Origin of the sequence: Paenibacillus sacheonensis, assembly GCF_009909195.1 — a bacterium.
GTDB lineage: Bacteria > Bacillota > Bacilli > Paenibacillales > Paenibacillaceae > Paenibacillus_Z > Paenibacillus_Z sacheonensis.
This window is the reverse complement of record NZ_JAAAMU010000007.1, coordinates 336,798-349,366: the sequence shown is the minus strand read 5'-3', so window position 1 is coordinate 349,366 and position 12,569 is coordinate 336,798. Positions and strand designations below refer to the sequence as shown.

At 55.3% G+C, this 12,569-nt stretch carries 11 protein-coding genes and 1 pseudogene; 4 read left to right on the top strand and 8 right to left on the bottom strand.

Features of this window, described 5'->3' with window-relative positions:
* Nucleotides 1–108: 108 nt before the first annotated feature.
* Nucleotides 109–761 (top strand): annotated as a pseudogene (locus tag GT003_RS16430) (LLM class flavin-dependent oxidoreductase); the annotation flags it as partial.
* Nucleotides 762–852: 91 nt separating this feature from the next.
* On the opposite strand, the gene GT003_RS16425 reads toward GT003_RS16430, so the two are convergent.
* The 3 genes from GT003_RS16425 to GT003_RS16415 are packed head-to-tail and all read right to left on the bottom strand — an operon-like array spanning nt 853 to nt 4,604.
* Nucleotides 853–1,953 carry a GerAB/ArcD/ProY family transporter gene (locus GT003_RS16425; protein WP_161699670.1) on the bottom strand — a complete coding sequence of 367 codons (1,101 nt, stop codon included), beginning with the start codon at nt 1,951–1,953 and terminating at the stop codon, nt 853–855.
* Nucleotides 1,954–1,963: 10 nt separating this feature from the next.
* Nucleotides 1,964–3,112 (bottom strand): Ger(x)C family spore germination protein, encoded by a 1,149-nt coding sequence (locus tag GT003_RS16420; RefSeq protein ID WP_161699668.1) that lies wholly within the window; start codon nt 3,110–3,112, stop codon nt 1,964–1,966.
* Between the two features lies 1 nt (nt 3,113).
* The gene (locus GT003_RS16415) at nt 3,114–4,604 is read right to left on the bottom strand and encodes a spore germination protein (RefSeq protein ID WP_161699665.1); all 1,491 of its coding nucleotides are present in this window, start codon (nt 4,602–4,604) and stop codon (nt 3,114–3,116) included.
* Between the two features lie 173 nt (nt 4,605–4,777).
* On the opposite strand from GT003_RS16415, the gene GT003_RS16410 reads away from it, so the two are divergent.
* Nucleotides 4,778–5,623, top strand: a complete 846-nt coding sequence (locus tag GT003_RS16410; protein WP_161699663.1) for a DNA-primase RepB domain-containing protein — start codon at nt 4,778–4,780, stop codon at nt 5,621–5,623.
* A 129-nt stretch (nt 5,624–5,752) separates the two neighbouring features.
* Here the strand turns inward: GT003_RS16410 and GT003_RS16405 are convergent, their stop codons facing one another.
* Entirely contained in the window at nt 5,753–6,949 is a 1,197-nt protein-coding gene (locus tag GT003_RS16405; RefSeq protein WP_161699661.1) for an MFS transporter, read from the bottom strand.
* Nucleotides 6,950–7,112: 163 nt separating this feature from the next.
* On the opposite strand from GT003_RS16405, the gene GT003_RS16400 reads away from it, so the two are divergent.
* Both GT003_RS16400 and GT003_RS16395 read left to right on the top strand, forming a co-directional pair.
* Entirely contained in the window at nt 7,113–7,706 is a 594-nt protein-coding gene (locus tag GT003_RS16400) for a TetR/AcrR family transcriptional regulator (protein WP_161699659.1), read from the top strand.
* Nucleotides 7,707–7,937: 231 nt separating this feature from the next.
* Entirely contained in the window at nt 7,938–8,162 is a 225-nt protein-coding gene (locus GT003_RS16395; protein ID WP_161699657.1) for a hypothetical protein, read from the top strand.
* 168 nt (nt 8,163–8,330) lie between these two features.
* Here the strand turns inward: GT003_RS16395 and GT003_RS16390 are convergent, their stop codons facing one another.
* The 4 genes from GT003_RS16390 to GT003_RS16375 are packed head-to-tail and all read right to left on the bottom strand — an operon-like array spanning nt 8,331 to nt 12,566.
* On the bottom strand, nt 8,331–10,052 hold the full coding sequence (locus GT003_RS16390; protein ID WP_161699655.1) for a histidine kinase: 1,722 nt from the start codon (nt 10,050–10,052) through the stop codon (nt 8,331–8,333).
* On the bottom strand, nt 10,049–10,819 hold the full coding sequence (locus tag GT003_RS16385; RefSeq protein ID WP_161699653.1) for a response regulator transcription factor: 771 nt from the start codon (nt 10,817–10,819) through the stop codon (nt 10,049–10,051). Before GT003_RS16385 ends, GT003_RS16390 begins: the two co-directional genes overlap by 4 nt.
* A gap of 22 nt (nt 10,820–10,841) precedes the next feature.
* Nucleotides 10,842–11,978, bottom strand: coding sequence for a peptide-methionine (R)-S-oxide reductase MsrB (gene msrB / locus GT003_RS16380; protein WP_239565892.1), 1,137 nt, complete (start codon nt 11,976–11,978; stop codon nt 10,842–10,844).
* 30 nt (nt 11,979–12,008) lie between these two features.
* On the bottom strand, nt 12,009–12,566 hold the full coding sequence (locus tag GT003_RS16375) for a TlpA family protein disulfide reductase (protein ID WP_161699651.1): 558 nt from the start codon (nt 12,564–12,566) through the stop codon (nt 12,009–12,011).
* Nucleotides 12,567–12,569: the final 3 nt, after the last annotated feature.

Below are 12,569 nucleotides of genomic sequence, written 5' to 3'. Positions count from 1 at the left end.
TCCCGTTTTCGTCTTGCCAAAGCAAAAAGAAAGCAAACAGCCAGCCGCCTCGGCCGTTGGCTTTTTTTTGCATGTTACGGTCTCTCTATAACTAGATAGAAAATGTCGATTAGCCTAGGCAAGCTCGAGATAATCATCGGCAAAGGCAACGATCCGCGGCATTATCCGCTGTTCGGCATTCGCGAGGATCAGCAGTGGGATTCGCTCGCGGAGCGATATGGGCTCTTAAGGAAACTATGGAATGAGGAGAGCGTGACGTGGGAGGGTCGGTACCGGCCGCCGCTTCAAGAGGTGACCGTGCTGCCAAGACCTTATCAAGACAAAATCCCGATCTGGCACGGCAGCGCTTCGAGTCAACTCTCAACGGAGCTGGCGGCGCAGTACGGGGAACCTCTATTCTCGTCGAATACGTTCCATCCGCAGGAGAAATACAAGGCGCTCATCGATCATTACCGGGAACGTCTTGCCTTCTACGGACATGATCCCCGCAGGGCGATCGTCGGAGCGGGAGCGGGCAGCTTGTATTTGGCCGATACGCCGGAAGAGGCGATTAAGAGATTCCGGCCGTATTAAATCACGAAGCGTTTGGAAACGGAGTGCTCAGCATAAGCGTGGACGGCTTATCGGATTCGGAGCAGCGCGAACAACTGGAGCGATTCGCCGAAGAAGTCGCGCCGATCTTGCGCCGCGAGGTTCCGAGTTCAGTGTGGAGCGGCCCATCGATCCGGAGAGCCGAGAGGCAAGCGATCCGGCAGGAATGATTCGTTCAGAGTCGCTATCAGCGGCTCTTTTTCATGCTCTCTATTTGTAAACAATCTCTATCGTCAGCTAAATTCCTATTATTAGCCGTTCTTAAGCATGCGGACGTACGGGGCGCTTCATCCGCTTTCGCGCGCTTCCGATCATCCACAGCAGGAACGGGACGGCGAACAGGAATATCGGGAAAACGATGTTTTTCCAGAAGAGCGGGAAGACGACCTGGGTTTCGTCCGCGTTTCGAGGAAACAAGGCGACGGCCAATACGAGCATGCTGACAGCCCAAAGCACGCGGCGCCAATTTCGGATCCCGAACAACTGCGCCGTGCCGTAGCTCGTCATGAATAGATAGAGACCGATTTTGACGAATACGGTGAAGCTCATGCCGACGACGAGAAAAATATCGAGATTCTGTACGAATTCCATGACGGATATATACTGACTGATGGAGTAGACGGGGTATTGCAGCATGGCCGGAACGGTACTGCCCAGCATCATCATCGTATCGATAATGACATTCAGAAGTACGATCGCGGCGAATCCAACGCCCCACAAACCGGAGGATAACGTCTTTTTCTTATTTCCGATAAAGGCGATCAGCATCACGATCATAACCGATTCGCTCATGTAAGAAGCCGCAGGCGCGCTCCCGGACAGCACCGGCATCCAACCATCGGAGGGCAATAGCGGAAGCAGGCGATCCAGGTGCAGGTCTTTCAGCGAAAAGATCCGGAACAATATGATGTTGAAGACGACGATGGGGCCGATGATTTCGCTGCAGCGCGCGACGATATGGATGCCGCCGTGCACCGCATATAGGATCACGATCAACATAAACAGGATGATGGCCCATAGCGGCGTCTTATCGAATAAGGCCATATGCACGAAGTCCGCATATTCGCGGAGGACAATTCCGCCAACGGCGATCCACAGCAGCAGGTAAACGAAGACAAGCGTTTTGCCCAGCCATTGCCCGATTATTTTCGGCACATACTCGACGAACGTGTCCTCCGGATAGAGCAAGCTAAGCTTGGCAGCGATATAGGTCGCCAGCAAAGACACGGCACCGGCCAAGAGCATGGCCAGCGGAGCGCCTTGGCGGGCTGCTTGGAATGTCGGTCCGAGCGTCAGCATGATCGTCATGCCGGCCTCCATCGAAAACAGCAGCCAAAACAATTGATAGTTCGTCAGCTTCATGTCGGGCTCCTTACGGTTTATTGGGAGGCGGTCCTTGAAGTCCGATCCGCTTGATCTTCACGCGCGAATGAACGGTAACTTCGGCATCCGAGAACGACTGCTCCCAATGCGCTTTCAATCGCGCCCAGTCCTGGGGATGCTGCCGATCAAGGGCTTTTCCGAAATGGAAGACATCGACTTTAAACTGCCTTTGCACCTTCCGGATGACTTCCGTTTGGTCCTTCTCGATGCGGCGGTTCATGATGTCTTCGAATTCGCGCAGATGATCGGGTTTTCGAAGATCGATTGCCGGCTGGCTCTCCAAAATAACGCCGCTGCCCGTCAGGTAGACGTCGATTGCAACGCGGCCCGCGTTGACGGCGGTGCGGGTCTTGGCATGCAGCAGGGTGACTTCCGTATTGAATGACCCTCGTCCGTTCGGCAAATCCGCCGTGATCGGTATGCGGTCCGTTTCGCCGGTGATCCATAACCGGTAGACGGATTCCATCCGATTCAAATAACCGGCTAATTGCTGGTCGCGATTGAAAATCGCGCGCCCGTATACCTGCAGCGTCTTTTTTCGGAGCTTCGTATCATAGAGGATCTCCACGGCAGGAAGGGTCGGGCCGCTGCCTTCGACGTTTTCCTCGACCAAGATCTCCAGCAGCGAGTTGCCGGTCGTCTTGCCGATAATATGACGGATCTTGGAAAGGCCGATCGCGGGTATGCTCTCGAGCGGATAGGACAACTGCATGAACTCCAGAGCGGTTCCGCCTTTCACGACCCATATATCCGACTTGAGCCGGCTGTCGGGATCCCGGGTTACGGAGTCCATGAGATCGGCGATGCCGGCTTTCGCCATGTCCTCGCCGAAGTAGATATTATTGCGATGCCCGCGCGTAATTCTTCGCGACAGCTTGAGCTGCATGTCCAGCAGGCACTCGGAAACCATCTTTCCGACGCCGGTCTCGATCAAGTACGGTTTTTTTGCTCCGCCGCCCTCTTCGGATGTCGACGGAACCATGAATTGACCGATCAGGAGCAGCTTTCCGTCCTCGAGCCGATCGACGCCGGAGGCGAGTTCGAATAAGCGATCGTTCAGTTCGCGCCGATCCCAGCATCCGGTTAACAGAGACAGCAGAAGGATAGCCGTCAGCAAGCGGGGGAGATTGCTCCGCATTTTACCTCCTTCTAGGCCTTCCGGCTAACGTGGCCTTTAATGAGTTTATTTTCCGTCTGGGAGCCCGGATGAGCACGTCTTTGATCTGGTCCGGCTGAAAGGGAGCGATGGGGGATAAATAAGGGACGCCGAACGACTCCAGTCTGGCCATGTGGGTCAAGATCAACAGCGTCCCCATGGCGATTCCGAACAAGCCGAGCGCTCCCGAACTGAGCAGAAGCGGAAACCGAAGAATACGGAACGGGATGCTCATGTTGTAGCGCGGGATGGCGAAGGACGCAATCCCGGTTAACGAGACGATGATGACCATCGGCGCGGACACGATTCCCGCCTTGACGGCGGCTTCTCCGATGACCAGGGCGCCGACGATGCTGACGGCGGAACCGACGGCTTTGGGCAGCCGCACGCCTGCTTCGCGCAAGCCCTCGAACAGAAATTCCATCAGCAAGGCCTCGATGACGCCGGGGAACGGCACGCCTTCGCGGGCGGACGTGATGTTCTGCAGGAAGTTCGTCGGCAGCAGCTGCGGATGAAACGTCGTAATCGCCACGTACAGGGAGGGGAGGTACAACGAAATGGCGAACAATACGAACCGGGTCCACCTGATCAGAGTGGCGTAGATAAACCGTTCGTAATAGTCCTCGACGGCTTGGAAGGCCGTCCAGAACGTGATCGGCAGAATCAGGACTTGGGGCGTGCCGTCGGTCATGATCGCGATTCTGCCTTCCATGAGGCTGGCAGTCACGATATCCGGACGCTCGGTATTCATCATTTGCGGGAAGGGGCTGAAGGTTCGGTCTTCAATGAGTTCTTCGATATAGCCCGATTCCAGCACGACATCCAACTGGATGCCGGCCAACCGCTGTTTGACGAGCCCGATGAGGTCCGGGCGCGCTTCTCCCTCGACGTAGGCGATGACGATTCGCGTCTTGGAGAAGGTACCGAGAACGACGGGCTCCAGCTTTAGATGCGGCGTTTGAATTCGTCTGCGAACCAAGCTCGTATTGATTTGGAGCGTCTCGGTAAAGCTCTCCCTGGGCCCGCGAATAGCTACTTCGTTGGCCGGTTCCTCGACTCCCCGGTGCTCCATGCCTGACGTTTCCAGAAGAATCGCTTCCGGCTCGCCGTCGACGAACACGGCCAATTCGGCACGCAAGACCGATTCGACGATCTCTTGCACGCGGCTTTCGTTGCGGATCGGCCGCACGACCGCGAAATGTTCTTTCAAAACCGGGTAGTCGACCGCTCCTTTGCCGCCGGCGCCGGCCTTCTCGGCCACCCAGGATTGGAAGAGCGGCGACGCAAACACGTTCTTGTCGATCAAGCCGTCGACGTAGACCATGAGAATCAAGCATTCTTCGGACAGGTCGACCCGTTGGAAGACGACGTCGAAGCAATGCTCGAATAGCTGCCGAAGCATAGCTTCGTTCTCGGACAAGTGGGCGCCGATCGTTTCCCTAGGATAGGAAACGGGATTACGCGAGGGAATCAAGGCCGCACGCTCCCTTTATTTTTCCATATTATCCATCGGATGACGTTCTTTTATTCGCGCCGGGCTCCCATAACGGGTACGAGCGACCAACACGCGCGGGCGCTCGGCAGAATAAGATTGCTTAGGGAAACAATCAGGGTGCGATGCCAGCCTAACGAGAGGGATGTGATTCCGTGGAGCAGCGAGTGACCTTGCATGCCAAGAGCATGCGGCTGCGTTCTCGTCAATTTCGGCAATTTATCAAGAAGCTCGGCTGCAAAGGACGCCAGACGTTGCATTTCACGCTTGTCCATGACACGATGGCGCGCAAGCCGATTCACCCCACGTCGCAGAGCAAGGCCCGGGCGATGACGCTGCATAAGCCGATGGAGCAGCTGGAGCGCCGGCTGTCGCGCATTACGCTGCTGACCCGAACGAAACAGCCCGTTCCGGTGCTGCGCAAGAACGAAGAAGGCTATGCGGTGTTCATGACGGTCAACTACCGGGAACAGGCCAGAGGCGATTTCCAGGCGGTTCGCGCACATTTCATCGACGTCGACCTCAACAAGATCTCCGAATTGCTGCCTACGAGCGAAGAGGCGGAGCGCCGCGTGCAGGAGCTTCAAGCAGATTCCGTGGAACAAATCGAATCCGTCACGGTGACGCGCACGAAGCAGGGACGCTATCGGCTGCTCGCCGTGCGAGGCAAGCGCAGAGTGGGGCAGCTGAAGCGGAAGTTTCTCGCCAAGCACGCGAAGCTCATCCGCGGGTCGATGGTCGTGGAGACGAAGAACGGCTACCACATCTACTGGGCCATCCGCCAAGGATCGATCACTCGGTTCGTAGCCATTCAACAGGCGCTCGTCCGCAAATTCAATTCCGATCCCAAGATCACGGACCTTTCCCGCGTCATGCGCGTTCCCGGCTTTTATCACCGGAAGAACCCCGCAAGCCCATACCTCGTTCACGTGAAGCGATGGGGGAGGAAGCGGTCTTTCACGCAGGCCGAGCTCATCCAGCGACTAGGGTTAACGTTGTAAGGACGATGGATGCTCTGCCGCTTCAGCAGTTCCGCACTTCTGTTATTCTGCACTTCTGTTATTCTGCAGTTCTGCAGCGTTGACGTCAAAAAAGCCGCGATGCGCGGCTTTTTTGATTCTATTCCCTTGTTAAGCCTTGGATCTCCATTCCGTAAGAAAATACAACAGCGCAAGGACGGGGAAGAGAACGCCGATCCATGAAGAGAGCGCCCAGCCCCCATGGGCATACGTTAACCCGCCGAGGAAAGAACCCGCGGCACCGCCGAGAAAAAAGATCGCCATGAACAGGCCGTTCAGCCGCCCCCTGGTTTCGCTGCCCAAGGAGTAGATCGCCCGTTGTCCGACGACAAGATTCCCGGACACCGCCATATCCAGCGTAATCGCCGCAACGAACAGCAAGACGAGCGAGAAGGCCGAGTTATCGTGAATGAGCGCGATAAGCAGAAACGACAAGATCGCGATCAGAATGGCGCCGATCGTCAGCGGCTTGCTCCAGTTCCGATCCGCCAATCGGCCTGCAACAGGAGCCGCGACCGCTCCTGCCACGCCGACGAAGGCAAATAACGCGATGTGCTGCTGGGACATGCCGTATTCGTCGGCCAACCGCAGCGGAACCGTCGTCCAGAACAAGCTGAAGGAGCCGAATAAGCAGGCTTGATAGAACGCGCGGCGTCTCAAGATAGGCGTTTGTTTGAATAAGACGAGCAGGGATGCGACGAGACTGCGGTAAGACAAGCTTCGATTCGGGCGCCGTTCGGGAAGAACGCGCGCAAGAACGATGGCTAACAACGTCATCAGCACGGAAGAAACGACGAATATCGTTTGCCATGCCCAGATCCCGGCTAGCAGGCTCGCGACGGGCCGCGCCAGCATGATGCCAAGCAGAAGACCGCTCATGACGTTGCCCACGACGCGGCCGCGCTGTTCCTCGGTAGACAGGAATGCCGCTAGCGGAACCAAGACCTGAGCGACGACGGAGCCCGATCCGATCAATAGCGATGCGGTAAGAAACGTCGCCGAGCCCGTGGAGAAAGCAGCTCCGATCAGCGCAAGCACCACGACGGCGAGCGAAACCACGATAAGCCGGCGATTCTCGAGCATATCGCTGAGCGGTACGATAAACAGCAGTCCGATGACATAACCGATTTGAGTCAACGTAACGATAAGGCCGGCAGCTCCGGATGGCAGCCCGATGCTGTCGCTAATCGGTCCGATCAGCGTTTGAGAGTAATATAAATTGGCTACAATAAGGCCGCATGCGGCAGCCAGCAGGAGCATCATGCCGCTTGAGATGCTCTTGTGTTTCACTGCGATCGAGTTATCCATGATTAACGTCCTCCCTTATTAACTAAACGGTTCGTTCACTTAATGTGATGGACTTATCATATAATGAACGTATCGTTTTGTAAATAGGGTATAGAGCCCTTTTTATTATCCGAATTAGCCGATATACTTATTCATAATGTTTCCGCGAAAGGGGTGAAGGCTATTGTCTAAGAAAGGGCGTCCGCGCAGTCCGGTCACGCAAAAATCCATTCTCGACGCCTCGTACGGGCTGCTGCTTGAGAACGGCTTCGACGACATCACGATCGAGAAGATCGCCGAACGCGCCGGAGTCAGCAAGGCGACCATCTATAAATGGTGGCCGAACAAGGCAGCCGTCGTCATGGACGGTTTTTTCTCTGCCGCCGCCGACAGGCTCCCCATTCCCGACACCGGTTCGGTCTACGAGGACGTGCTTATTCATGCGACGAACTTAGCCCGGTTCATGGTCAGCCCGGATGGCAAAAGCATCAAGGAATTAATCGGCCAGGGGCAATTGGATTCCACGTTGAAAGAAGCGATCCAGACGCACTATATCCAGCCGCGGCGGTCGGAGGCCATGCAGCTGTTGGAACGAGGCGTACGGAGCGGCGAACTGAACGCCGGGCTAAACTTGGCGTTAGGCGTCGATCTGCTGTACGGCCCGATGTTCTACCGCATGCTCGTCACGAGCGGATCATTGGACGATGAAGGCGTGAAAGACATCGTCATGACGGCTTTCAATGGCTTGAAGGCCGGCGTGGACAAGCCTTCCGTATGATTCGTGAGCCGGCTGCGCAAATATGCCGTCAAGAAAAGAAAAGCCATGTCAAAGAACCATATCACGTGATGAACGACATGGCTTAGAAAGTCGGAAAGATTAAAATCGCCGAATGTTGTGGCTGCTGATTGCCGTAGCAAGTTGTCGATGTAGGCATTATCGTCCGCGAAAATGAACTTAACCAAAGACTAGGCATGGGAGCCTTTTAATTACTGTAGGTTCCTCATTTATATGGCTTTGAACAAGCGTCCCATCGAAGCAAATGCTGCTGAAGTGCAGCTTTTCCAGATGTTGCACACGCTTCAAGCTCAAAAAGCTGCTGCAGTGCAGCTTTCGGCCTTCATTTTCGCCGTAGAAGGCGAAAAAGCTGCAAAGCGCAGCTTTGCAAGACGTTGCACACACTTCAAGCTCAAAAAGCTGCTGCGGTGCAGCTTTCGGCCTTCATTTTCGCCGTAGAAAGTGAAAAAGCTGCAATAGCGCAGCTTTTTCAGATGTTGCAGTCACTTCAAGCTCAAAAAGCTGCTGTGATGCAGCTTTCGGCCTTCATTTTCGCCGGAGACAGGCGGCAGCTGTTCAATAACCTTCTGGGATTCACTCGGCGTCCTATCAGCAACCGTCGTCTATTTATGGAATGATGATGGTGACGGTCGTTCCCTCGCCCGGGCGGGAATGCAGCGTAATGCCGTACGGCTGACCATAATAGAGCTTCAATCGCTCGTCGACGTTGTTGATGCCGACGCCGCCTAATTTGGGCAGGGTACGCAGCGTTTCTTCTTCGCGCTCCGTATTCGCGCGCGTATCGGGATCGAAGCCGACGCCGTCATCCTTTACGATGAATCGCACACTCCCGTCGTCGGCGGGCAGGGCCGTTATTTCCAGCAGTCCTGGACCTTCTTTTTCCCGGATGCCGTGATAGATCGCATTCTCCGCCAGCGGCTGCAGGATGATTTTGGGAATGACCTTGGATGCCAGCGCCGGGTCGAAATACAGGCGAACCTGCAGCTTTTCCCCGTAACGCTCCTTCTGAATGATGAGGTATTGGGCGACATGGTTCATTTCGTTCTCCACCGTCGTCATTTCGCTGCCGCCGCTTAATGACAGCTGGAAAAACTTCGCTAACGCCTTCGTCGTCGAGATGACGCGCTCGCTCTCGTTGAATTCCGCCATCCACACGATCGTATCGAGCGTATTGTACAGAAAATGCGGATTGATCTGGCTGTGCAGCACGCTTAATTCATAACGGTGCAGCGTTTTTTCCTTCGTCTCGATGTCCTGCATCAGCCGGCGCATCTCCGTCACCATCGTATTGAAGTGCTGCGCCAGCCCTTGAACCTCCGTCGCGCCGGTTTCCGAAACGCTCACTTCCAGCGTCCCGGACTTCACCTTCTGCATCGCTTGCTCGAGCCGGCGGATCGGCCGGGTGATGCTTTTGGCCAGGAAAGGGGACACCAGCATGATCAGCAGCAGCAAGCCTATTCCGACCAGGACGAACGAGAGCAGCAGCTGCTTGCGCACTTGCCGGAGTCCGTCGAGCGAACTGACGCCGACGAGCGTCCAATCGGAATTCCGCAGCTTCGTTCGATAGGTCAACAGGTTCGCCGATGCATCGAATCCCTGCTTGGACATGCTGATCGTCCTTAATTGTTCCTGCTTGGCAGGATCCGTGAAATAAGAGGGATCTTGATGGTACACGATGCCGCCTTCGCTGTTGATGATGAATGCAAATCCGCCGCTGCCGAGCTCCAAATCGTTCAAATAATCCTCGATGCCTTCGTACTCGATATCGAGCAGCACGACGCCGAGATTATGACCGTTCGCGTCCTTGATTTCCTGGCTCATCGAGATGACCCAATTGTTCTTGTCCATCGAGAACTTCTGCATGCGCGCGGAAGTCAGCACCGGATTGGTGCTGTGGATGGCGGCGACGTACCACGGTTCGTTCATCATGTTGGACGAACGGCGCATGTTCAGTTTTTTCTCGTTGGACAGCACGTAGCCGTCCTTGCCGATCACGATCACGGATTTGATGTTCGGATCGGATTGAAGCGCGAGCTGAATGAATTGGAGCTCCTCCTGCTCGCCTTCCTGCGAAGGGGAAGAGAGCGTTTGAATCGTTTGGGGATTATGGGCAAGCATCGTACTCAGCACCTTCAACCGGTCGATATACATCTCGACCAAGGTGCCGCTTTTGGAAATCGCCATATTGGCGGACTGAACCGATTCGTTCATGACCGCCCGGGAGATGCCCACGTAGAGAGTCGCGCCGATAATGCCGATCGTGAACACGCTGATCAGCATGTAGATCCACGATATTCGGGACTGCAGGGAACGGGGAATCAGCTTCACGGGCGTTTTATCCTTTCCCTGTATTGGAGGGGAGAGAGCCCGAATTTCTTCTTGAAGGCGGCGCTGAAATAATTCGGGTTGTCGAAGCCGTTCGACGTGGAGATCTCGTATATTTTCATATCCGAAGAGAGCAGCTGGAGCTTGGAACGTTCCAGGCGCGTGCTCATCAAATAGTCCTGGAAGGACACGTTGAACAGCCGTTTGAACAGCACGCTCATATAACCCGAGCTGAACCCGACTTGATTCGCCAGCATGGCGAGCGAGAAATCCGGGTTGGCGACGTTAACCTCGATGATTTGGGCAATCGCGGCCTTATTGCTTGAATCCTCCGGCATTTGCAGCGTCGTCCGATACTCGCTGACGACCTGCTGCAGCTCCGACAGCTGCTGCTCGCCTTGGAGCTTCTCCACCAATTTGCGCAGCACGTCGTACACATCGCTTTTGGAGACGGGCTTCAGCACGTAATCGTCAATCCCGATCTTCAGGGCGGTCACCGCGTACTCGTAATAATCGTAACCGGTGATGACCGCGATCTTCGCGGCGGGCTTCGCTTCTTTCGCCTTGCGCGCGAATTCCAGCCCGTTCAGCTTCGGAATATTAATATCCAGCAGCACGATGTCGGGACGATGGGCAAGGAAGAGCTTCAGTCCTTCCTCGCCGTTGTCCGCTTCGATGATTTCCGTAATATTGAATTCCTCGAACGGCAGCAGACGCTTGATTCCTTTCCTGACCAGCTCTTCGTCTTCGACGATCAGCAGCGTATACATCGACCCCAACTCCTCGAATTCGTTAGTCGACGACAGAGCGGAGGTAGCCGTAGCCTTCCTTTTGCATATCGTCCAGCGGAACAAATCGGATGGAGGCGCTATTGATGCAATAACGTTTCCCCGTAGATTCCTTAGGGCCGTCGTCGAACACGTGGCCGATGTGGACGTTGCCTACGCGGCTCCTCACTTCCGTACGTACCATATTGTAACTCGTATCTTCGTCGTAAGTCACGACGTCGGGATCGATGGGCTTCGTGAAGCTGGGCCAACCGCAGCCCGCATCGTATTTGTCGCTGCTGGAGAACAGCGGCTCTCCCGTCGTCACGTCGACATAGATGCCTGGGTCGAAGGTGTTCCAGTATTCGTTGGAATAAGCCGCCTCCGTATCGTTAAGAACGGCTACCTTGTACTGAATATCCGTCAGCTTCTTCTTCAATTCTTCGTCGCTTGGCCGGGCATACTCGGCGGGATCGACTTTAACCGGTTCGTCTAATATCGAAAGATCCACGTGGCAGTAACCGTCCGGGTTTTTCTCCAAATAATCCTGATGGTAATCTTCCGCCAAGTAGTAGTTGGTTAACGGAAGCACTTCGGTCACGATCTTCTTCGTATATTTCGCCTGTTCCTTCGCTACGACGGCATTAATGACGGGCAGATCGCTGTCTTGTTTGTAATAAATCCCCGTTCGATAGTTGATGCCCGCATCGTTCCCTTGTCTATTCACGCTCGTCGGATTGATGACTTTGAAGAAGTCGGTCAGCAGATCCGCGAGCGGAAGACGATCGGGATCGTACTTCACCTCGGCCGTCTCGGCGAATCCGCGGTCTCCTTGAACGACATCGTCATAAGTGGGATCGGCCCCGGTGCCGTTGGCATAGCCGACGGTCACGTCCTGCACGCCGTAAATGCGCGAAACATACGCCTCGATTCCCCAGAAGCAGCCGCCGGCCAAATAAATCGTTTGCAAATGGCTCTGCGAATAATCCACCTTATCGTTCGGATTCGGCGAACGCGTCGTCGTAGGTCCGGCGGATGCGGCCGTGACGCCGGCCGCCGTCGCTCCCGCCGAGTCGGAGCCCCCGTTGCCCGGCATCCGGCTGCCGCAAGCCGCCGTAAATAGCAGCAGCATCAAAGATGCCGCGGTTACAAGTCTTTTCAATTCAATCCCTCCCGGTGATAAGCTTCGTTTCTACGAGATTTGTTTGAAGGCGTCCGTAATGGCCTCATTGGCGTTTTGGCCGGGTGCCGTCTTGACGAGTACGCCGTCCGAACCGATGTAGAGGGAAGTGGGGTAGCCGCGAATGCCGAATTTTTTGGCCCATTTTCCGCCTTCATCCAACAGCACGCGAATGTTCTTGCCCGTATTCTCGGCCTGAAGCCCTCTGAACCATTCCGTAAAGTCAGCCGCGGATTGTTCGCCGTTGTAATTCGGACTGACGATCGTGATCACTTTGAAATCGTTCGTTTGACCCGCGAGCGTATTCAATTCGTCCATTCCCGCCAAGCAAATCGGACACCACGAAGCCCAATATTTCACATAGACCTTCTGACCGGCGAGACTGGCCAGCGTGACCTCGTTCCCGTCCAAGTCCTTCAGATCGAAATTCGGGGCCGCCGAGCCTTTGTTGACTGCGGCAGCTTTTGTGGCATTCGCCGCGGCGGAATTGGAATTCATACTGCCGCATGCCGTTAGCAGCAGCAGGGAGAGCAGGGCGAAGACGGTCAGCGACCATTTTGTTCGATTCATCGT